Origin of the sequence: Amphritea atlantica, assembly GCF_024347255.1 — a bacterium.
Lineage (GTDB): Bacteria > Pseudomonadota > Gammaproteobacteria > Pseudomonadales > Balneatricaceae > Amphritea > Amphritea atlantica.
On sequence record NZ_AP025284.1, the window covers coordinates 1,978,921 to 2,001,409 of the forward strand.

A 22,489-nucleotide genomic window follows, 5' to 3' on the forward strand; every position below is an offset into this window, starting at 1 on the left:
AGGATAATGAATGATGAATGAAATGAGCATAGAGAAGTTAGCTTCTGAGCTGTTAACAGTAGACCGGGACCGGCTCTGGAATAGTCTGATGGAGCAGGGCAGGATCGGCGAAACCGAAAAGGGTGGTTTAAACCGTCTTGCACTGACTGACCTTGACCGGCAAGTACGGGAACTCTTTATCCGCTGGTGTACCGAAGCGGGTTGTGAAGTCAGCGTTGATCAGATCGGAAATATTTTTGCCCGTCGAGCAGGGCGCGATAACAGCTTGCCGCCGGTGATGACTGGCAGCCATATCGATACCCAGCCGACCGGTGGAAAGTTTGATGGCTGTTTTGGTGTGATGTCAGGGCTGGAAGCGATACGTCGCCTGAATGACCTGAAGATTGAAACTATCGCGCCGATTGAAGTGGTTGTCTGGACAAACGAAGAGGGATCTCGCTTTCCCCCCTGCATGATGGGGTCGGGTGTTTTTACCGGACAGTTTGATCTTGATAGTACTCTGGCGGTGTGTGACAGCGAGGGAGTCTCTGTCGGACAGGCTTTACAGAGTATTGGCTTTGCCGGAGAGCGTCCGGTAACCGGGCATCGGGCATCTGCATACTATGAAGCGCATATAGAACAGGGGCCGGTGCTGGAGGATGAACAGAAAACTATCGGTGTTGTCATTGGTGCGCTAGGTCAGAAATGGTTTGACCTGCGCATTACCGGTGTTGAAGCCCATGCGGGGCCAACGCCGATGAATCTGCGCCATGATGCGGGGCTCGCTGCTGCGCATATCATGCTATTCGTTAATCAACTGGCACTCGACCATGCCCCGCATGGGCGTGGAACGGTTGGTTGTCTTGAGCTGTTCCCCGGATCAAGAAATGTAATTCCGGGGCAGGTCGATCTTTCAATAGACCTGCGTCACCTTGAGGCTGAGGTTCTGGAGACTATGGTTCAGGCGTTGAAAACAGAAATCAGCCGGATCGAGCAACAGTTTGGCGTCTCCACCGAGCTGAAACCTACCGCAGACTTTGCTCCACTGGCCTTTGCACCTGAGTGTGTTGCCGCGGTTCGCGGCGCAAGTGAATCACTGGGGTACAGCCATTTAGATATTGTCAGCGGCGCAGGACATGATGCCATCTTTCTGGCGGAGATAGCGCCAGCCGGAATGATTTTTGTCCCCTGTGAGGGCGGTATCAGTCATAACGAAATGGAGCGTGCAGATGCCGATGATCTGGCTGCCGGGGCTTCGGTGTTGCTAAATGCGTTGCTGGCCAGTGCCGGAAGGGGAGCCTGAGATGAACAATAAAATGTTATCTTCGGATATTGCTGATTTTGATGCTGTCACGCTGAGCCGCCTTTACCGGGAGGGTTCGTTGTCTCCGGTAGAAGCGACAGAGGCCTCCCTGGCCCGGATTGACGCCTGTAATTTACAGGTGAACGCATACTGTTATGTTGATGCTGAAGGTGCGCTTAAAGCGGCTAAAGAATCGGAGCAGCGCTGGTTAACGGGGAAACCACAGAGCCCGATTGATGGCGTTCCCTCATCCATTAAGGACCTGACCCTGGTTGCGGGTATGCCAAATCGTAGCGGCTCACTGACCAGCTCTGCTGAACCGGCCACTGATAATGCTCCCTTCACGGCGCGGATGCTGGAAGCCGGCGCAGTGATTCTGGGAAAAACCTGTACCCCCGAGTTTGGCTGGAAAGGGGTCACCGATAACCGTCTTACGGGAATTACCCGCAACCCCTGGAATACCGCGCTGACTGCCGGCGGATCTTCTGGCGGTGCGGCTGCGGCTGCAGCTCTGAATATGGGGGTGTTGCACCAGGGGAGTGATGCGGGAGGCTCTATCCGAATTCCCGGGGGATTCTGTGGTGTGTTCGGTATCAAACCCACCTTCGGTTTTATCCCTCAGTGGCCTGCCAGTGCCATGACCACGCTTTCCCATCTTGGGCCGATGACCCGCAGCGTCGAAGATAGTCTGCTGATGCTGGATGTCGTCGCCCAGCCAGACCCCCGCGACTGGTATTCGGATCGTCTCTTTTCCGGTAACTGGAGCGCGATTCCGGATCTGCCTCTGAAAGGGGTTAATATCGCCTATAGCCCGACACTGGGATATGTTGATGTCGACCCAGCAGTACGGGCTGAGGTCGACCACGCAGTCGCTCTGCTGGTGGATCTGGGGGCCAACGTTGAGGAGGTTGATCCTGGGTTTACCGATCCGGCAGAGATATTTTCAACACTCTGGTTTGCCGGCGCCGGTAAAGTGGTTCAGGGCTTCAGCGAGGCGCAACGGGAGCTACTCGACCCGGGCTTTCGCCGGATCGGAGAGTCGGGGAGTAAAATTGATATTGTCACCTATATGAAAGCCGTTGATGCAAGGGCTGCTTTAGGGGTGTTGATGAACCAGTTTCATCAGCGTTTCGATCTGTTGCTGACGCCAACCCTGCCGATCACTGCTTTCGCAGCGGGACGTAATACCGCGGATGACGGTCAGAAAGAGTGGATGGAGTGGACCCCATTTTCCTACCCGTTTAATCTGACACAACAGCCTGCAGCAACAGTTCCCTGTGGATCTGTCAACGGTTTACCCGTAGGTCTGCAACTGGTTGCAGCAAGAGGGGATGATGCCCGTTTACTGGCGGTGGCCAGACGCCTGATGCAAGTCTGTAAAACAGACACCCTCAGTTCACCAGTGATCGCCGCACCGGTATAGTGGTGTAGTCATGTGATTGAAGGTAGGCGTCAGACAGAACAGGGCTGTGTGTAATCACCAGCCCTGTGTTTTATTGGCAATAAGCGGCTTTAGATCTCCGCTAAAACGGGGTTAAGCTCTCTCTAGGGCATGCTTATGGGTCTTCGCTTTAGCAAACACAATGGTTCCCAGCGCAATGGTCCCCAGCAACCAGCTGTAATGGATATTAGCGATGATCAGCAGCGGTGAGAGTCCGGCGATTGAGCCTGCCAGCAGTACCTGTGCGCCGTAGGGTAACAGCCCCTGCACTACGCAGGAGAATATATCCAGCAGACAGGCACTGCGTCGTGGGTCAACGTGCTGACGCTCGGCAATATCTTTTGCCAGGCCGCCACAGATAATGATGGCAACGGTGTTATTTGCGGTACAGATATTGGTCAGGACAACGGCGCTACTGATCGCCGCTTCACCCGCCCGGGGGCTGGCTTCTGATTTATTGCTCTGTATTGTGAAACGATCAATCAGTCGGGCAAGAAACTCCAGACCGCCCTGTGCTTTCATCAGTGCCCCCAGACCGCCAATCAGCATCGACAGAATCAGAATTTCCTGCATTCCGGTATAGCCGGTATAGATATCTTTGGAGAACTGGGCGATCGAGTAATCCTGCACGCCTGTCAGACCGATAGCGCCGGCCAGTAGAATACCGCTGAACAGAACCAGAAATACATTCAGGCCGCTGAGTGCCATCACCAACACCGCAAGGTAGGGCAGTACTTTAAGCAGTTCGTAGTCGTTGTCCTGAGTAATACTGGCATCAGCACCCTGCAGATAGAGCCAGCCCAGAGTAATCAGCGCTGCGGGCAGGGCGATTTTAAAATTCATACGAAACTTGTCACGCATATCGCAGCCCTGTGAGCGGGTCGCGGCAATAGTGGTATCGGAGATGATGGACAGGTTGTCGCCGAACATCGCGCCGCCAACCACTGCACCGATGCAAAGCGGCAGCGACAGATCACTGACCTCGGTCAGCCCCAGTGCAATGGGTGCCATCGCCGCGATGGTGCCCATTGAGGTACCCATCGCTGTCGCGATAAAAGCGGTAATTACAAACAGTCCTGGCAGTACCAGCTCTGAGGGGATAACACTGAGCCCGAAATTAACGGTGGCATCGACGCCGCCTACCGCTTTAGCCACGCTGGCGAAGGCTCCTGCCAGCAGATAGATCAGGCACATGGTGATGATATTGCTGTCGCCAACCCCCTGGATAAAGGTTTCCAGACGCTGGCTAAGTGTGCCCTGATCCAGCAGCAGAGCCAGTACAATCGCAGGCAGGATCGCGACCGGTGCTGAGATCTGATAGAAGGCGAAATCAACATTGGCTGACTGATAGTAAACGCCACTGCCGATAAACAGGGCAAGAAAGAGTAATAGCGGTAACAGAGCGAACGGGTTTGCTCTCATTTCAGACTCCCGGAGTACAGAAAATATTATGCTGAAGTGTTTCATCAATGCGAACAGGAAAGATCACCGCAGGCTGTATCTCAGCAACAGGGGAAATTCACAGGATCTTGAAATCAACGTTGTTCTGCGGATAAGCAGAATCAGCAATAAAAAGCCTGTCATTCTTTTGGAATACAGACATAAAAATTGATAAGCAGGGCTTCTGGTAGGGAAACCATACTGTTAAGGCTCGGGATTATACTTGTTCACCGGGCCAGCGCTAATATTGATTCAGCATAAAAGTTATTATTTGGTTATAAATAGGGTTTGTTGATAACCCAAGGGAATAAAACAGTTCTGAAGTTTTTAAAGGGATACCCGACAGCCGCTGGAGGGAGACGTTAATCTGTCAGATCGTGGTGCTCAATTTAATCACGACATTGTCTTATCAAGATACTGTCTGATCCTATTGAGTTACGAGGTTATTTGTACGTTCTGATGCTCCTCGGGCGCTTCGGCAAAGCAGTAGCTGTTGCTTTGCATACGCTTGGCTTTATACATCGCCTGGTCGGCTTCATGCAGAAGTGATTCCAGAGGCAGCCCCTGAAAGTGTAAGGCAATACCGATACTGATACCCACCTGAAGCTGCTGTCCGCGAAAGGAAACAGGTTCTTCTGTCGCGCTGATAATTCGTTCGGCGATTATCTCGAGTTGACGTTTGTTGCCGTAGGAGGATAGCAGCGCGGCAAATTCATCCCCTCCCAATCGTGCCAGGAGGTCACTCTCCCGCAGTATCTGCTTCAGTCGGGCCGCAAACTGCTTTAACACATAATCCCCGGCCTCATGTCCATAACGGTCATTGATTGGTTTGAACTGATCCAGATCCATATAAAGTAGTGCTAAAGGTTCTTGTGTGCGTCTGGACTGGGTCAGTTGCAGCTCCAGTATCTGAATAAAGATATTGCGATTGTTCAGGCCGGTCAGCACATCATGATGGGCAAGTTGTTCAATTTGCTGCTGCGAGATCAGGTTTTTTCGCTGGATTCTGAAATACATGATGGTTCCTACCCCGGTAACCATGGCGGTCAGAACAAAAAACATCGCCAGTGGGGGTAGAAAATTACTGTAAGCTTTGGAAAGGCTGTTAGGGCTTGCCAGCGATATCAGTTTCCACTCTGGCCAGTGCAGTTCTGCAGCCAGCTTATTGTGCTGCGGGTCTTCTGGCGTTGCCCGGCCAGTTGCTATGGTATCAAATATAAAATAGCCATAAGGTGACAGAAAAGCCCCCCGGTCTTTGCCTATAATCTTCTGCCAGATGCCGGGATAATATTTTTCAATGGTCCTGTCTTTATATTCCGGAAACATAAAGGCCCAGGCCGCATCACGTTCCCGTCCAAACATCCAGTAGCCATCCTCATTAAGCAGCATCAACTCGCCGGCGGTATTCTTAGCATCGCCTTTCAGCTGAGTGAACAGGGCGGAGGCATTCAGGTTGATGATTACGAGACCCTGTTTATTGCCCTGGCGATCAAAAACCGGAGACGCGGTGCGTACAATCGGTTTGAAGGGCAGCTCAATCTGGTTGTGTTCGATGTTGAGATCCATCGGGGAGATGTAAACCTGCCCCGCTAAGAGCTTTAATGAGTCTTTAAAGTAATATCGATGATGCTTGTCCTGCAGGTTTTCAGTGCTGATGACGATTGGTTCGAGGCTGCCCTGATCAACTCTGATCTCTTCTACGCCCTGCGCATTGAGATAACGGATCTGTTCATAGACCGGCTTGATAGACGCCAGATTAAGATAGTCGTTTGTTAGTCGATTACGAGCCTCAGGGTCACCGCTTAGCAGGTCCTGAAGGTTTTCCTGTCGTGCCAGCATCAGTGTATCCAGGGCGGCTTTGGATATGTGATCGTTGAGGCTGTTTTTGATCAGGGCGAGCTGTGGCTTTTCAGCTGCTACCGCCTGGGTTATATAGCTCTGCTGCTGTTGCTGATAAACATTCAGAAGTAATAACAAAAACAAGCTCAGAGAGGTGAGATAGCAAAACAGGAGAAAACCCCGCAGTGCCAGGATTTTATCGATCAGCGTACGCTGGTTTACAGGGACTAAGTTTGCGGGCTTCAGCAGTAAGTAGTGTATTAGCAGAGTGGTGATCAGTGAAAATACCACTCCGTCGGATAACGTCACAGCAAACCCGGTTGCAGACACTCTGATCAGCGGAAAGATCAGCATTAGCATGGTTTCAACAGTAAGAGCAATCAGCCCTGCTCGCAGCAGGACGGATTCACTATTCAGGTCATGACGGATCGTCAGCCGATTCGTTTTGATAAATAAGCGCACTATCAAAACCGTAATGAAGGCGATCAGTGTTGCATCCAGGAAGACTTCCAGCCAGAAGAAACTGACCGCGATCTCCAGCCTCTGCATCGCCTGCATGATCAGCATCTCGGCTGACATCAGAAAAGTGAAGAGAAGCAGGAGGTTTAACATTTTTTAGCGAGCGCCTTGTGCTGCGATGTCTGAATATAACGCCTACAGGTGTTGGCGGCGGTTAACGAGCCAGCCAGCGTAAAAAACAGTTTTCTGTGAATGAGTTATATTATTTTGTCCATAAAAGTAGGTCTATATTAACAGAGCTTCAGATGCAGCAACAGTGACCTTTATCAGTTTAAACCGGGCATTGAGTTGCGTTGTCTGGCTAGCGGGCCAGGCAGTGTTTTTGGATGCTGTTACTGTAACAAGTGAAAGACATCGCGCCGTTCAGACCTTGGCCATATTTTGTCGCGTCAGATAATAAAAAAGCCTCACAACGGAGGCTTTTCAATATCTCATTAAGCGTTAAATTCAGGCGCCGATAATACCGCCATCTTTACGCTGAATGGCCATAATGGTGGAACGAGGCTTGCTGTTGCCGCCCGCAGGGAAGTGGGACGGTTTATCATCTTCACCTGGGTGTTGCACGCCGACAAACACGGTGCGCTGATCCGGTGAGAATGTCAGACCGGTGATCTCACAGGCGATCGGACCGGTGGCAAAGCGACGCACCTCTCCGGTTTGCGGATCAGCACAGAGCATCTGGTTGTTGCCCATGCCGGCGAAGTCCCCTTCGTTGGAATATTTACCGTCAGTCAGAATCCACAGGCGTCCAGCCTTATCAAAGCCGAGGCCATCTGGGCTGTTGAACATGTTTTCATCATTGATGTTGGCAGAACCGGCGTAGAAGTCATTGTGGACTGTCGGATTACCGGCAACCAGGAACAGATCCCACTTGAAGGTGGTGGCGCTGTTATCGCCATTGGTTTCGTTCCAGCGAACAATCTGACCATACTTGTTGTTGGCCCGTGGGTTCGGCCCGCCAACCGGCTGGTTGTCTTTCTTGCCACGGTACTTATTGTTGGTCAGGGTGCAGCATACCGTTTTGGTTTTATGATTTACCGCAACCCATTCCGGACGATCCATGGTGGTGGCACCAACAACCGTCGCCGCTTCACGGGCGTAGATCAGAACTTCAGCCTGGCTGTTGAAACCGTTCTCTTTAGTGAGACCATTTTTGCCGTAAGTCAGCTCGATCCACTCACCGGTACCCTTCACTTCACCGGGCTGTGCGCTGAAGCGAGAAACGTACAGGGTACCCTCTTCAAGCAGGTTGCGGTTGGCGGCTTTATCCGTAGCGTTGTACTTGTTTTTAGAGACAAACTTGTACAGGTGTTCCCCACGCTCGTCGTCGCCCAGATAAACCACAACGTGACCATTGTCTGCCACGATAACCGCAGCGTTCTCATGCTTGAAACGACCCAGCGCGGTGCGCTTCAGCGGGGTAGAGGTTGGGTCCATCGGGTCGATCTCGACCACCCAGCCGTGACGATTTGGTTCGTTTGGCTCTTTAGTGATATCAAAGCGGTCATCAAATTTGAACCACTGGTAATCACTGTCATCTTTCAGGCCGTAACGCTTTTCGTGGGCTGTTTGTCCGCCACCAGGTTTAGCAAAGAATCCATTGAAGTTCTCTTCACAGGTCAGGTAAGTGCCCCATGGTGTTTCACCGTTGGCGCAGTTATTGAATGTCCCGAGTACTTTCGTCCCGCTGGCATCAACGCTGGTTTTCAGCAGATCATCTCCTGCGGCAGGGCCGGTCAGCATCATTTCGGTATTGGCTGTGATACGACGGTTGTAATCAGAGTCTTTGCTGTATTCCCAGCCATCAGCGGTACGCCTGATTTCGAAGACAGAGATACCAACAGCCGCCTGCGCTTTTTTCACGTCATCGGCGGTCATCGCTTCGCCTCTATGATCGAACAGCAGTGGGTAGTTGGTGTATTCGTTGTTGACTGCCAGCAGGCCGTGATCGTCAGACAGTGGGAAGAAGGTCATGCCGTCGGTGTTATCACCAAACTGGCCCGCTTGAGCGCTGGCAGGCTGAGTGCCGCTTTCGTCAAATTCTGGCGCGCCTTTCAGGATTGGGTCGCCCCAGGAGATCAACGGTTTGGCAACATAACCTTCAGGCACCACGAAGGTGTCAGCGGTGCTGGCAGGTACTTTGGTAAAGCCCAGCAGCTTGCTTTGAGGGTTACTGGTTGCTGCCATCGCTTCGGCAAGTGGGTTGGCTGCCAGAAACAGCCCCATAGCGGTAGCACCGCCCTGTAAAAAACGGCGACGGCTCAGGCCGGCATCAATAATTTTGCTGAAGTCGGAGTCTGATTCAGAATGCATTGCTGAATCGGCCTGCAGATGATCTTTGTTCATGCTTATATTCCTGAAAACGGAAGTGAGTGGAATCATTTTCTGCAAAGAAGACTAGACTCTGTTTATGTCTGCCACATGACTTTAACGTTACCGGAGGATGACGCTGTGATCGTAATGCTTTGTTCACCAGCAGAACTAAAAGCGTTACTTATATGTCACAATGATGTGTTTATCTGCAACATTATAATTAAAGGACTTTCAGTATGCTGACTTTGGTTTTGGGGTTAATTCTTTTTCTCGGAATACACAGTGTTGCCATTGTGGCGATGCCGTTGCGTAACCGGGCCGTTGCCGCCAGTGAAGTGGGTTGGAAACTACTGTATGCGGTTATCTCCCTGCTGGGGCTGTGGCTGATCGCCAAAGGGTATGCGGCGTACCGGCTTGACCCCTATATCGTCTATGTTACGCCGGTGTGGATGCGTCATCTGTCAGCGTTGTTGCTGTTACCGGTATTTATACTGTTCTTGGCGCCATACTTTCCCGGACGGATTAAACGGGTCACCGTGCACCCGCAGCTGATCGCGGTAAAACTCTGGGCGGTGTCCCATCTGCTGGTTAATGGGACTCTGGGTGATCTGGTGCTGTTTGGTAGTTTCCTCGCCTGGGCGGTGGTTGACCGTATCTCAATGAAGCGACGCCAACAGCGGCCGCTACCCGCTGCACCCGCGTCTGCCTATAACGATCTGATTCTGGTTGTCGCGGGACTTGCACTTTATGGTGTCACGGTCGTCTGGGCCCATAAATGGTTAATTGGTGTCGCGCCCTTCGGTTGAGGCAACCCTGCAGCAGACTGCGCCAACTCAGTCTGCCAGCTCTTCCAGTCCGGATGTTTTTTCCAGGGCGCGACTGGGGCTGAGCAGGTGCTGTCTGATCAGTTCCCGGGCCTGTTCTCCATCACCCGCTAACAGAGCATCAATCAGCTGTTGATGCTCTTTCTGATTGGCATCAAAGACGTTACTGTTAGCCATATTTTTCTTCAGCCAGAGATTGCGGTAACGGGAGGCTTTTTCATACAACGAACGACGCACCTGTAACAGAGTCGGTGAGTTACACCCCTGAGCGATTGCGGTATGAAACGCCTGATGGCGTCGTTCCCACTCCTGCGGGTCTTTATCGACCATATCGCCGAACTTGTGCATGGTGTGAGCCGCCGCCAGGATTCCCGCTTCCCACTCATCATCACCTCGCTCCACTGCCAGCCCGATACAGAGGGCTTCAATCTCTGCCCGGGTTGCATAGATATCGCGCATCTCTTCCCGCGACACCGGGTGTACCTTAAAGCCCCGCTGGTTTTCTACCACCACCAGTTGTTCGATCAGTAGCTGGGAAAGTGCCTCTCTCAGGGGGCTGACGCCGACCTGATAACGCTCTTTCAAACGGGGCATTTTGAGTTTTTCGCCCGGTTTAAAATAGCCTGTAAGAATATCCTGTTTCAGATCACCTACCACTTTCAGGGCAGAATTATCGCCCCTGGTATCGTTGACTGGTCTGGTCTTTATCATGGTTAGAAGGGTCTAGTATTCTGTTTTTAAAGGATTTATTGAAGTAACTAAGTCGCTTGTCCTGGGTCAGTTTAATTTATCGACATTGATTAGTTAAGACAAACAATAAAATATAATGTTGACGTTAATTTAAAATGTCGACATTATTGCATTGCGTCGATGTTGGTGATGATCCAGATCAACTTATGGTTCAAAGATTCTGAGGTTGAAAGTTCGTGAGATTGAAAGAGCCTGAGATTCCATGATTCTGAGACAGAACGATCCGCCACAAAAACAAAAATTGACAACGTCTTACCAGAACGTCCTGCATTCTGCTGAGTCTTTGGTAAACGATACGAATACACTTTAGGAGAGATAAAGATGACTGCTTTGTTGCGTGAAGTTGAAACGACTCAACCCCAGGGTTTTTCCGTTGCCCCCTATGCGGCAAATAAACGATTGCAGGTGGTAACGCTGAGCGCCGAGACTATTGCCGCGTTTGATGAGGCGATAGCGCAGTGGCCGCTACAGGCTCTCGAGTATAAGCCTTTTCTGCGTTATGCCACCGCAGACAAGCTGGATGCTATTACCGGATACTCTTTGGGTAAGTTTCTCAATGCAACGATGCAGGACCGTAATACCGCTGCTTTTCTGCTGCAGTATGAAGGTCAGCCAGAAATCACCGAGGGTGAACTGCGTACAGAGTTTGAGATCAAGTTGTCGACTGCAATCTCCCATCTCATCGGTATGCCAAACCATGATGCGATGTACGGCAAGTATTATGCCCGGTTTACTGTCCTGAACGATGATAATTCTGATAGTTATCTGCGTCAGGCTCACCGCCGTATGGAGCTACATAATGATGGCACCTATGTGGATGAGCGTACTGACTTTGTTCTGATGCAAAAGTTGGGAGAGGCGCACATGGAGGGAGGCGACTCTTTGTTGCTTCACGTGGATGACTGGGCTGAACTGGACCGTTTCTATCGTCACCCTCTGGCTAAACAGGATATCGTCTGGGGCGCCCCAAAATCTAAGAATGTAGAAACCAAGATTGAGCATCCAGTCTTCTTTGAAGAGGATAAGAATGGTAAACCGCATATGCTGTTTATCGATCAGTTTGCTGAGCCGCAAAACATGGCCGAAGGTATCTATCTCTATGAGATGGGCAAGTCTCTGGAAGAGGATGAGAACTTCTTCCGCGTTCGCCTGCCGGTTGGCTCTATGTTGGTGGTACAGAACCACTGCTGGCTTCACGGTCGTGATAAGTTTGTGGCACACCCACAGCTGAGTCGTGAACTGCTGCGTCAGCGGGGGCACTTCACCAGGTAATACCGCGCAGATATACTAAGGCGGAGTCGATTGATCGGCTCCGCCGTCTGTTTTTTTAAAGCGTATTTAACTGATTCTATGTTTACGGGTGAAATGCATGACATACGACTACATTATCATCGGCGGCGGTATCGTCGGTATGTCGACAGGCTGGCAGCTACAGCAGCGCTTTCCAGACGCTAAAATCCTGCTGTTGGAAAAGGAGTCGGTTTATTCTAAGCATCAGACGGGTCATAACAGTGGGGTTATCCACGCGGGTGTCTATTACGCGCCAGGCAGTCTGAAAGCGCAGTTCTGTAAAGCCGGTGTGGCTGCAACGATGAAGTTCTGTGATGAGAACGGTGTCGCTTATAATCAGTGCGGAAAGCTGTTGGTTGCCACGAATGATCTGGAAGCTGAGCGGATGCAGGCATTGTATAATCGATGTATCGACAACGGTATTGATGTTGAGCTGCTGGATGCCGGACAACTGAAACAGCGGGAGCCCAATATTGTAGGTGTTGGAGCTATCCTGGTGAAAGATACTGCGATCGTTAACTATCAGCAGGTGACCACTAAGATGGCGGAGCGCTTTGTGGCGATGGGGGGAGATGCCCGTCTGAATCATAAAGTGACCGGTCTGTCGGAATCTGCCGATGAGGTCACGGTAGAGGCACTTCACAATGGTCAGCAGGTGAGTTTCAAGGGTAAGTTTCTGATCACCTGTTCTGGTCTGATGGCCGATCGCACGACAAAAATGCTGGGAATCAAGACGGATTTCCAGATCATTCCGTTCCGGGGCGAATATTACAAATTACCGGAGAAATACAACACCATTGTTAACCATCTGATCTATCCGATCCCTGATCCTGATCTGCCTTTCCTGGGAGTACATCTGACCCGGATGATCGACGGTTCCGTGACCGTGGGGCCAAACGCCGTGCAGGGCTGGAAGCGTGAAGGCTACGGCAAGATCAATATCAGCTTGCGGGATATCTGGGATATGGTGACCTTTCCGGGATTCTGGCGGGTGCTCAAAGCCCATATCGGTACCGGTATTGTGGAAACCAAGAACTCCCTGTGGAAGCCCGGGTATCTCAAGCTGGTGCAGAAGTACTGTCCGCAACTGAAAGTGGAAGATCTGCAGCACTATCCTGCGGGTATCCGGGCCCAGGCGGTGATGAATGATGGCTCGCTGGTGCATGACTTCCTGTTTGCCCAAAGCCCAAGGTCGCTGCATGTCTGTAATGCACCATCACCAGCAGCCACATCGGCAATCCCGATTGGCGCTTATATCTGTGACAAGGTGGCAGAGCAGCAGGGCTAAATATTTCTCTCTGCTTTGATAAAAATGCACCGGAAGTGCAATGTTTCTGGTGCGTTTTAGTTGAGCTTATGTTCGCTATTTCCTTCTATCTGTTGTAATCTGGCAGGTAAAAGCATATACCTTGTTATCCACCCATCTTTCATCAAGCCGTCTGCTATTCACTTAATCCTTCAGGAAACAGTATGGCAGTCCGCGTCCGTTACGATACCCACGAATTTGACAATGTTGATATCCATCTGCGCAGTCTGCGCAGTAATCAGGAGTTTGAAGATGAGGACGGTCAGGCGGAAGCGCTGGGTATCTCTTCAGCCAGCTGGCCGCTGTTTGGTATTGTCTGGCCATCCGGTCAGGTGCTTGCTCACCATCTGTTTCAGACCAACTTCAGGGATAAGCGTATTCTTGAGGTGGGGTGTGGTATCGGCCTTACCAGTGTTCTGCTGAATCATCTGCGGGCGGATATAACCGCCACGGATTATCACCCCGAGGCGGAAGGCTTTATGCAGCACAATACCGATCTTAATGATGATCCCCGGGTGCCCTTTGTGCGCACTGGCTGGGCTGATCAGCAGACCGATCTGGGGCTGTTCGATCTGATTATCGGTAGTGATCTGCTCTATGAAGATGAACATGTGCAACAGCTGGCAGACTTTATCTGTCAGCACAGTCGGCCTCAGGGGCAGGTGATTCTGGTCGACCCTGGCCGGGGACGGCATGCTCGTTTCAGCAGGGCGATGGCTGAAGCTGGCTTCAGTCTGCTAGCTGAACGGCCACAACAACCTGACTTTTTGATCGCGCCATTCAAGGGTGTGATCCTCAGTTACTTTCGATAGAATAATACCTTCATAAGGTTGCATTATTGGTACTTTAATAGGGTTTTTTACAGTTAAAGTACAATATTGGTTACTTTGTTGTGTGTTGATGTTATTGGTCTATAATGTTACTAAATCTTACATTAATAGAGATTATCTCAACTTAAGTGCTGATTTGGGGATATTATGGATCTTAGAGAAGGTTCTCCTGCAGCGGTCGCTGTTATTCTGGGAGAGCGGTTAAAACAAGCTCGGCTGAATGCCGATATGACTCAGACGCAGGTGTCTGAGTTGTCTGGCGTTTCCCGTAAAATGGTGATGGGGGCAGAGAAGGGGAAGGTACAGCTGGAAACACTGGTCGCCATTATGCAGGCCCTGGGGTTGAGTGACCATTTAAACCGTTTTCTGCCTGAACAGACGATCTCACCGGTGCAGCTGGCGCGGTTGCAGGGTAAAAAACGGCAGCGGGCATCGGGTAGCACCAGCGTTAAGCCTGAGGGGGACTCTGAATGGTGATGCAGGTTGTCAGGGTTCTCTATCATGATCAGGAGGCTGGTGCAGTGAGTTTTGATACTGACACCGGAGTAGGGGCGTTTGAGTATAGCCCCGCGTTTATTCAAAGCGGTATTGAGCTGTCTCCCATTAAAATGCCGCTGTCCCGGCGAATCTATAGTTTTCCCGAGCTGGAATATGCAACATTTAAAGGGCTGCCCGGACTGATCGCCGATTCGCTGCCGGATGATTTTGGTAATGCGGTGCTCAATGCCTGGGTGTCCAGTCAGGGTAAACAGCCTGGCGATATTACGCCGCTGCAGCGCTTGCAGTTTACCGGTACCCGGGGTATCGGTGCGCTCGAATATGCCCCGGCCACCCGGCTGAAAAAACTTAATGCATCGCAGCAGGTCGAGATCGAATCGCTGGTGGCGATTGCTCAGGAGATTCTCGACAATCACCATGATTTCTCTGTAGAACTTTCCCGGGAGGGACAGGAAAATCGCGAAGCGATGCTTGCGCTGCTCTCTGTGGGGATGAGTGCTGGCGGTGCCCGGCCAAAAGCGGTGCTGGCGTTTAATGAGGACTTTACTCAGGTACGCTCCGGGCAGACCGGGGTGCCAGAGGGGTTCACTCACTACCTGATGAAGTTTGATGGCGTCCGTGAACATCATCAGAACCGGGAGACCTTCGGTGACCCGCTGGGTTATGGTGCGATGGAGTATGTCTATTCCCTGATGGCGGGGGCATGCGGCATCCGGATGATGCCCTGTCAGTTACTCAACGAGGGCAACCGGCGGCACTTCATCACTCAGCGCTTTGATCGACAGGGTGATAACAAGATACATGTACAGACACTCAACGGTATTGCTCATGTGGATTATAAAAAACCGGGGTCTTTCTCCTACGCTGAGTTATTTGGGATCGCGCGACAGTTGAGACTGCCCGCCAGTGATGCCGCTCAGTTGATGAGGCGAATGGTGTTTAATATTGTTGCCCGCAACCATGATGATCATGCTAAAAATTTCGCTTTTATGCTGCAGCCTGAAGATCCCACGCAGCCGCTGTCGCCATCCCGGTGGCAGTTGGCTCCCGCATATGACCTGGCGTATAGCTACAAACCCGGCAGCCCCTGGGTGAACAGTCACTGGATGTCGCTGAACGGTAAACGGGATGGCTTTACCCGGGCTGATCTCTATTCTCTGGAAAAGCTCAGTCCGCTGTTTTCGCGGCAGAAGATTGATCAGATTATCGATGAAACTGTTGAGCAGGTATCAAACTGGCGCAAGCTGGCAACGGAACATGCTGTACCGGCGGGATTGGTTGATGAGATTGAAACGAATCTCAGGCTAACGCTGTAACGGCTAGGATGTCTGTAACGACCAGGGTATCTGGAGCGGTGATGCAGTCACACAGATCGCTTGCTTCCCGGGTCTGATAACCAGGGAGAAGCGAAAGCAGGGGAAAAAACGCGAACTTGAGGGGATTACTCGAAAACAATGCGCAGGGGTTCGCCGAAATCGTCATAGATTACTTTTTTGCGCTGCCGGGTCGTTTTTTGTGCTGCGGCTGCACGTTGAGTGCGTTCGGCTTTGCGCGCATCTATCTGAGCCAGTACACCGTTCAGGGGGGTGCGTTCCTGACGCTGAGGGTTGAGAATAAATCCGGCATTACGATAAGAGCCATTCACCAGACCTGTTGCACCGCTAGCAACTTCAGCAACCTGACCGCCCTGTTTAAGGAATGCCTGAGTTTGTTGCTGTAATTGCTTACGTAGTTCTGATTTGGTTTGGCGCTTAATCATATTGTATTTCCCCTGACCTGTATAATAAACGATCAATTATGCACTATTAAGTGCTCTAATAGCAAAGGAGATCCCCACTTTGCGGTGATAAGTTGATTATTGATCCGCCCTGGCGCGGTGAATCAGGGTTTTCTCCAGTTCAACAGCGATAAACAGTACCAATCCTACCGCTAAAATCTTACCCCAGGCGGCTGCATCTATCGGTGTTGTATGGAAAAACAGCTGCATAATAGGCAGATAGGTAAATAACAGTTGAAACAGCATGACCAGCGCTATTGCATATAACGCATAGTGATTGCCCAGAAGCCCATCCCTGTTGAGTACCGGACGGGCCAGAAAGCGGGAGTTGAGCAGATAGAATACTTCCAGCACTACCAGAGTATTTACTGCGATGGTTCTGGCGGTATCAATATCGGTACCGTTGCTACGTTCCCATAAAAACAAGCCGAAGGTTCCGCTAACCATCAGTAATGAGACAAACACAATTCGCCATATCATAAAAGGTGAGAGTATTGCGTTGCGTGTGTTGCGGGGCGGACGTTGCATAACATCGGGCTCGGTTGGTTCAAACGTCAGCGCCAGTGCCAGGGTGACTGCCGTTATCATATTGACCCAGAGAATCTGAGCCGGAGTAACCGGTAACAGGGTTCCCAGAGCGATTGCAGCCAGCACTGTCAGTGCTTCTCCGCCGTTGGTTGGCAGAATAAACAGGATCGATTTGCTGATGTTGTCGAATACGGTACGACCCTCTTCGATTGCATAGGTGATCGAGGCAAAGTTATCATCGGCCAGAACCATCTCCGATGCCTCTTTGGCCGCTTCTGTTCCTTTAACCCCCATGGCTGTACCAACATTGGCTCGTTTCAGCGAGGGGGCATCGTTAACACCATCCCCGGTCATCGCGACAACATGTTCTCTGGCCTGCAGAGATTTGACGATACGCAGCTTATGTTCGGGGCTGGCCCGGGCAAACACATCGGTATCTTCCACTACCGCTTCCAGCTGGGTGTCGGTCATCTGCTCGATCTGGTGACCGGTCAGGGCTTTGGGAGATTGTGTTATCCCCATCTGGATGGCGATCGCAGTGGCCGTGATCACATGATCGCCGGTAATCATTTTTACTCTGATACCTGCCTGATGGCACTTTTGTACCGCGTCAATCGCCTCATCCCTGGGGGGATCAATAATGCCGACCAACCCCAGCAGCGTCAGGTTGTTGCTGATATCGCTGAAATGCAATACCCGCTGCTCTTCCGGCAGGTGAAGCATTGCCAGTGCGAGGGTTCGCTTACCCTGACTGGCGATCAGTTCCTGTTGAGCGATCCAGAATGCCTGGTCCAGGGGGGAGCTGATATCGCCTTCCTGCTGCCATTGGCAACGGCACAGAACCGCTTCGATTGCACCTTTGATATAGACCACACCTGTGCCTTTATGGTCATGGTGCAGGGTAGCCATAAAGCGGTGTTCTGACTCAAACGGGATCAGGTCATCTGTAGGCATTTGCTGGTGCAGCTCATGCAGATCGAGACCTGCTTTAGCCCCCAGTACTAGCAGCGCCCCCTCTGTCGGGTCTCCTTCGATCAGCCACTCTCCCTCTTTCTGTATCAGTTGTGCTTCATTACACAGTACGCTGGCCTGACATAGCAGCTGCAATTCAGTCAGGTTATGCAGGTTGAGATCCTGATGGTGGCAGGTGAAGGTTCCGTGAGGGTTATAACCAACACCACTGATATCGGCACTGCAACGAGCCATGACCACGGAGGTTACCGTCATCTCATTGCGGGTCAGAGTGCCGGTTTTATCAGAGCAGATGACTGAGACCGACCCCAGGGTCTCAACTGCTGGCAGACGGCGGATAATGGCATGGCGTTTGGCCATGCGTTGCACGCCAATCGCCAGAGCGATGGTGATGATAGCAGGTAAGCCTTCGGGGATTGCAGCGACGGCCAACCCCACCGCAGCGAGAAACATATCTCCCAGCGCATAGCCTCTTATCCAGTAGCCAAACATCATGGTGGCAATGGCAATCAGCAGGATGGTGCCCGTCAGCCAGCGGGCAAAGCTATCCAGTTGGCGAGTCAGCGGTGTGGTCAGCGTGGACACTTCGGCCAGCAGTGTGCTGATCCTGCCTATTTCGGTATCAGCACCTGTGGCGATAACGGTACCGGTTCCCTGTCCAAAGCTGACGAGGGTGCCGGAGAAGGCTAGATTGGTCCGGTCGCCAAGGTCTGCCTCGGCAGTCACCGGTTCAGTCTGTTTGCTAACCGGAACGGACTCTCCTGTGAGCAGCGCTTCATCGATGTTCAGCGCTTTTAGCTTATGCAGATGCAGATCCGCAGGGACCCGGTCACCGGACTGAATAAAAACGATGTCGCCGGGCACCAGCTGTTCAGCTGGAACCTGTTGCCGGTGTCCGTTACGGATGACAACGGCCTGCTGGGAAAGCATATTGCGGACGGCATCGATCGCTTTTTCCGCCTTACCCTCCTGAAAGAAACCCACCAGAGCATTGATCAGTACAACCGCAACGATAACCCCCGAATCGACCTGATGACCCAACGCTGCGGTTATCAGGGCCGCGATAACAAGAACGTAGATGAGTACATTATTGAACTGTGCTAATAAACGCATCAGGCCGCTTCTGCGCGGAGGCGCAGGAAGGCGGTTAGCTCCGTATTGTTGCTGGCGTTTGTTAACCTGTTCAGCGGTCAGACCCTGCGGCGATGTTTCTAAGAGACTGTATATCTGTTCGGAGGTGCAGGTATGCCAGACTGTTTGCTTTCTGTCTGAGGTTGGTTCAGATGCGCTATCTGAAGAGGTGTCCATGACTATCGTCCCTAAGGTATAAATACAGTATAAGAATAGCGAATAACAGGGCGGTGATCGTGTTATGGAGGGCAGTATTTAAGCCCTGTCAGAGGCTACCGGAGTAATCCCTGACAGAGATCATAAGTTAGGAGAGGAAGCTTCACATTTGCCATGCTAAGCAGGAATTTTCTGATGGTTAAACCGGACTCAGCCTGCATCAATCCAGTGCAGCGCTTGCAAGAACTGACTCTCGCTGAAGTGCTGCGCTTCCCCACTGATAAAGGCCTGGCCCAGTTTTATGGCCCAGTCGAGCCATTCACCACCGCCAACGACTGCAAGACGGATAAAGTCATTGCTGTGCTGCAGGCCGAGTTTGGTATCTTCCCAGATAGCTCCGGCTTCCCAGCCTTTGAAGTTGTGGTCCAGATAGAGCAGGCAGCGCACCTGTCCATGGTTGGCGATTTTTTCTTCCAGCAGTGGGGCAAATATATCCTGGTAGTCGGCTGAAGTAAGTGTGTCAGTCGCCTGAATTACAATGATATCACCAGCGGTTTCCGGCAGAATGTGAAGCATCGCAGTTTCCTTTAGTCACATTGAGAGTTGAGGCTAGTGTATCGGTGCTGCTGTCGGTGTCAAAAAAGTTTCCAGTCTGCCGATAACCTGTGTTGAAACTCTCATATAGATTTGCGGCCGCTATACGATGATACGATTGATTGCGTTGATATTACTGCTGAGCCTGGGAGGCTGTGGTTCGCAGCCATACCGGACTGATCAGCTCTCTGCCAATACGGCTGCACCGTCACAGGTGAGGGCGGAGCTGTTACAGCAGTACCGCGAATGGCAGGGGGTGCCCTACCGGTTGGGCGGCACGGATAAGCAGGGGGTGGATTGTTCCGCGTTTACGCAACTGACTCTACGTCAGCGGCTGGGGGTGGATATTCCCCGGACTACCCTGGCGCAGTCACAGGACGGCCGGCCGGTGGATATCAGGCAACTGCAGCCGGGCGATCTGTTGTTTTACCGTTCCAGAGTTAAGCTGCGGCATGTGGGTATCTATATCGGGAATGGTGAGTTTCTGCATGCATCAACCAGTCGTGGGGTGATGATATCGCCCCTGAATAACCCCTATTGGGCCGCGCACTTCTGGCAAGCCCGGCGCCTGATCGATTAATGGCAGGGGATTGTGAAAGGTTACTGATTGTTGCCTGTCTGCATTCTGGTATAGTGTGCGCACTTAATGCAACTAACACATAGCGCTGAACCTCCAGCCGCGATAAGGTCACCGAGTAGTCCGAGTAGTAATGAGCTATCTGCCGATTGAGCAATACAAGAAAGCCTGGATCTTCAGACATAAAGATATGCCTGTCAGTGAAGAAGATCTGGCTCAGATTAAACCCCTAAGTGAAGCGCGGGCCGAGCAGGTCTGGTCTCAGCAGATAAGTAAGCACTGCAACCATCCGGGTCTTTTTGGCTCCGAGGACTGGGCTAATAAGAATCAAATCTGGCTGGAGACTGCTAACTGGCAGCAGACCTGGGAGTCCGATGATCCAGCGCTGCCTGGGCTGCTGGCTGACCATCTGCAATGGGATGATCAGACGGTTGTCTGGTTTTGTTACAGCAGTGAACATGTGATTGAAACCCGCTGGGATGTCTTTCGTCGCAACTGGAAGAACTTTCTGTTTTTTGATGATGGCCCGCTCCTCATCGGTCGCAAGCGAAAACAGGTGGCACAGTTCCATCAGACGGGCAACTATCGGATAGGTAATCGTCCGTAAACAGCGGGTCATTCAGGCCCGCTAATTAATCATCGTTAACTCTTTTTAAATCTCTCTTGCCAGGGATAGTACACACCCGGAACGGATTCCTGTTGTTGTCTGTAAGGGGGCTGTATGCCAAATCGTTTTCTGATCACTCTTTTTCTGTTGCTGTTGTCTGGCTTGACGCTGGCAGAATCGGCCGCCTCATTCAGTAAGTCAAAACGTTTGCTTGCCGGGGTGTATCAGGTCAATCCCGTCAGTTTTTATTGCGGTTGTGACTACCGGTCTGAGGGGAAAAAACTGGTGCCGGAGTGGGGGCGCTGTGGTTTTCAGCCGCGAAAAAACGGTAACCGGGCTGCCCGTATAGAGTGGGAGCATATTGTGCCTGCCTGGGCGTTTGGACATCAGCTACAGTGCTGGCAGAATGGCGGACGTAAAGCCTGTAAAAAAGATGAACGTTTCAAACAGATGGAAGCCGATATGCACAACCTGGTGCCGGCTATTGGGGAGGTAAACGGAGATCGCTCTAATTACAGCTTCACACAGCTGGAAGGGGAGCCCCGGGTATACGGTCGTTGTGATATGGAGGTCGATTTCAAGCGGCGTAAGGTTGAGCCGCCGCAGAACCGTCAGGGCGATATCGCCCGTACCTATTTCTATATGCGCGACCGCTATGGCCTGAAGATCAGTTCAAAGCAGGAGAAGCTGTTTGCCGCCTGGAGTGTGCAGGACCCGGTGGATAGCTGGGAGCTGCAACGCAATGAGCTGATTGCCGGTTTGCAGGGCAACAGTAACCCCTATGTGACGGCACCAGCGGGAGTGATCGGTGCTCAGGATACGTCGACGCCTGTTGGCTCAGATTCGTCCAATGAAGCAGAGGATACATTGATACAGCGGTTGCTGACAAAACTGAGGCAGCAATAGTTGCTCCCTGAATTTATTTGTCAGAGATTGTTGCTAATCTTAACTAAATTCTATTAATCAGAGTATCAGAAGCCGAGGTATCTGATGATAAAACCCTATTACCGGACTGTGCTGATATACCTGATCTTTGCGCTATTGTGGATCTACTTTTCAGACGCGCTGGTTTCTTCACTGTTTCATTCTGCAGAGATGATTACGCGGGTGCAGAATCTCAAGGGATTTGCATTTGTCGGCTGTACGGCGCTGTTACTGCTGTTTCTGATTCGTGCTGATCTGAACCGCATTGAGCAGGTCAGTCAGAAGCTTCGGCAAAGTTATGATCAGACACTCAAGGGGTGGGTGCAGGTGATGGATATCCGGCATAAGGAGACTGGTGAGCACAGTCTTCGGGTGACCCGAATGACGGTCAGGCTTGCCGGCCTGTTGGGGATTGAGGGGGATGAGCTGACCTATATCGCCCGGGGGGCGCTGATGCATGATGCGGGCAAAGTGGGCATTCCCGATGCGATTCTTATCAAGCCCGGCCCGCTTGATCAGGATGAGTGGGTTATCATGAAGGAGCATCCGGTGATTGCCCGGGATCTGATGAGAGATATTGAGTTTCTCCAGCCCTCAATTGACATTCCTTATTGCCACCATGAGCGCTGGAACGGCACCGGGTACCCACAAGGACTGGCGGGGGAACAGATTCCCCTGGCCGCACGAATTTTTGCCATTATCGATGTCTGGGATGCGTTATCGGAACACCGGGTGTACAAACAGCCCTGGCCTGAAGATCAGGTTCTGTTGTATATCCGTGAACAGGCGGGCATCCATTTCGATCCCGGGATTGTTGAGGTTTTTCTGGATAATTACCCAGAGATCAAAGCGGCGGCAAAGCAGCCCTCAATCTTTTAAAGGGAGAGTCCA

Annotated in this window: 19 protein-coding genes; 12 read left to right on the plus strand and 7 right to left on the minus strand. The window is 51.6% G+C overall.

Translation table 11 applies throughout. From position 1 onward, the window contains the following. The first annotated feature begins 10 nt into the window (after positions 1-10). On the plus strand, positions 11-1,282 hold the full coding sequence (locus OCU43_RS09025) for a Zn-dependent hydrolase (RefSeq protein WP_342721887.1): 1,272 nt from the start codon (positions 11-13) through the stop codon (positions 1,280-1,282). Between the two features lies 1 nt (position 1,283). Next, positions 1,284-2,705 (plus strand): amidase, encoded by a 1,422-nt coding sequence (locus OCU43_RS09030; RefSeq protein ID WP_217647376.1) that lies wholly within the window; start codon positions 1,284-1,286, stop codon positions 2,703-2,705. Between the two features lie 111 nt (positions 2,706-2,816). Here the strand turns inward: OCU43_RS09030 and OCU43_RS09035 are convergent, their stop codons facing one another. The 3 genes from OCU43_RS09035 to OCU43_RS09045 form a co-directional block, all read right to left on the minus strand. Further along, on the minus strand, positions 2,817-4,145 hold the full coding sequence (locus OCU43_RS09035) for a Na+/H+ antiporter NhaC family protein (protein WP_091353683.1): 1,329 nt from the start codon (positions 4,143-4,145) through the stop codon (positions 2,817-2,819). A gap of 453 nt (positions 4,146-4,598) precedes the next feature. After that, a complete protein-coding gene (locus OCU43_RS09040; protein WP_091353686.1) occupies positions 4,599-6,614 on the minus strand; it encodes a GGDEF domain-containing protein in 2,016 nt (671 codons plus the stop codon). Positions 6,615-6,968: 354 nt separating this feature from the next. Beyond that, positions 6,969-8,867 (minus strand): PhoX family protein, encoded by a 1,899-nt coding sequence (locus tag OCU43_RS09045; RefSeq protein WP_091353687.1) that lies wholly within the window; start codon positions 8,865-8,867, stop codon positions 6,969-6,971. 203 nt (positions 8,868-9,070) lie between these two features. Between OCU43_RS09045 and OCU43_RS09050 the strand changes: the two genes are divergently transcribed. Continuing rightward, positions 9,071-9,640, plus strand: a complete 570-nt coding sequence (locus OCU43_RS09050) for an NnrU family protein (RefSeq protein WP_091353690.1) — start codon at positions 9,071-9,073, stop codon at positions 9,638-9,640. Positions 9,641-9,667: 27 nt separating this feature from the next. On the opposite strand, the gene csiR is transcribed toward OCU43_RS09050, so the two are convergent. Further along, on the minus strand, positions 9,668-10,369 hold the full coding sequence (gene csiR, locus OCU43_RS09055) for a DNA-binding transcriptional regulator CsiR (RefSeq protein WP_091353691.1): 702 nt from the start codon (positions 10,367-10,369) through the stop codon (positions 9,668-9,670). A 360-nt stretch (positions 10,370-10,729) separates the two neighbouring features. Here csiR and glaH point away from each other — a divergent pair, with 360 nt between their 5' ends. The 5 genes from glaH (at position 10,730) to OCU43_RS09080 (ending at position 15,648) form a co-directional block, all read left to right on the plus strand. Next, the gene (gene glaH, locus OCU43_RS09060) at positions 10,730-11,680 is read left to right on the plus strand and encodes a glutarate dioxygenase GlaH (RefSeq protein ID WP_091353694.1); all 951 of its coding nucleotides are present in this window, start codon (positions 10,730-10,732) and stop codon (positions 11,678-11,680) included. Positions 11,681-11,777: 97 nt separating this feature from the next. Further along, positions 11,778-12,986, plus strand: coding sequence for an L-2-hydroxyglutarate dehydrogenase (gene lhgD / locus OCU43_RS09065; protein WP_091353696.1), 1,209 nt, complete (start codon positions 11,778-11,780; stop codon positions 12,984-12,986). Between the two features lie 182 nt (positions 12,987-13,168). Continuing rightward, positions 13,169-13,816 carry a class I SAM-dependent methyltransferase gene (locus OCU43_RS09070; protein WP_091353699.1) on the plus strand — a complete coding sequence of 216 codons (648 nt, stop codon included), beginning with the start codon at positions 13,169-13,171 and terminating at the stop codon, positions 13,814-13,816. Between the two features lie 165 nt (positions 13,817-13,981). After that, positions 13,982-14,311: a helix-turn-helix transcriptional regulator gene (locus tag OCU43_RS09075; RefSeq protein WP_091353701.1), complete on the plus strand. Its 330-nt coding sequence runs from the start codon at positions 13,982-13,984 to the stop codon at positions 14,309-14,311. Then, the gene (locus OCU43_RS09080; protein ID WP_091353703.1) at positions 14,305-15,648 is read left to right on the plus strand and encodes a type II toxin-antitoxin system HipA family toxin; all 1,344 of its coding nucleotides are present in this window, start codon (positions 14,305-14,307) and stop codon (positions 15,646-15,648) included. Before OCU43_RS09075 ends, OCU43_RS09080 begins: the two co-directional genes overlap by 7 nt. Before the next feature lie 125 nt (positions 15,649-15,773). Here OCU43_RS09080 and OCU43_RS09085 read toward each other — a convergent pair whose 3' ends face one another. From OCU43_RS09085 to OCU43_RS09095, 3 genes are all read right to left on the minus strand, one after another. Continuing rightward, positions 15,774-16,091: a hypothetical protein gene (locus OCU43_RS09085; protein ID WP_091353705.1), complete on the minus strand. Its 318-nt coding sequence runs from the start codon at positions 16,089-16,091 to the stop codon at positions 15,774-15,776. Positions 16,092-16,187: 96 nt separating this feature from the next. Then, a complete protein-coding gene (locus OCU43_RS09090; protein WP_091353708.1) occupies positions 16,188-18,917 on the minus strand; it encodes a cation-transporting P-type ATPase in 2,730 nt (909 codons plus the stop codon). 189 nt (positions 18,918-19,106) lie between these two features. Beyond that, on the minus strand, positions 19,107-19,472 hold the full coding sequence (locus OCU43_RS09095) for a SpoIIAA family protein (RefSeq protein ID WP_091353711.1): 366 nt from the start codon (positions 19,470-19,472) through the stop codon (positions 19,107-19,109). 127 nt (positions 19,473-19,599) lie between these two features. Here OCU43_RS09095 and OCU43_RS09100 point away from each other — a divergent pair, with 127 nt between their 5' ends. The 4 genes from OCU43_RS09100 (at position 19,600) to OCU43_RS09115 (ending at position 22,477) form a co-directional block, all read left to right on the plus strand. Continuing rightward, positions 19,600-20,070 (plus strand): C40 family peptidase, encoded by a 471-nt coding sequence (locus OCU43_RS09100; RefSeq protein ID WP_091353715.1) that lies wholly within the window; start codon positions 19,600-19,602, stop codon positions 20,068-20,070. A 130-nt stretch (positions 20,071-20,200) separates the two neighbouring features. After that, the gene (locus OCU43_RS09105) at positions 20,201-20,674 is read left to right on the plus strand and encodes a DUF2947 domain-containing protein (protein ID WP_091353719.1); all 474 of its coding nucleotides are present in this window, start codon (positions 20,201-20,203) and stop codon (positions 20,672-20,674) included. Between the two features lie 114 nt (positions 20,675-20,788). Further along, positions 20,789-21,580 carry an endonuclease gene (locus OCU43_RS09110; RefSeq protein WP_091353723.1) on the plus strand — a complete coding sequence of 264 codons (792 nt, stop codon included), beginning with the start codon at positions 20,789-20,791 and terminating at the stop codon, positions 21,578-21,580. A gap of 84 nt (positions 21,581-21,664) precedes the next feature. After that, on the plus strand, positions 21,665-22,477 hold the full coding sequence (locus OCU43_RS09115) for an HD-GYP domain-containing protein (protein ID WP_175483423.1): 813 nt from the start codon (positions 21,665-21,667) through the stop codon (positions 22,475-22,477). The last annotated feature ends 12 nt before the right edge of the window (positions 22,478-22,489 follow it).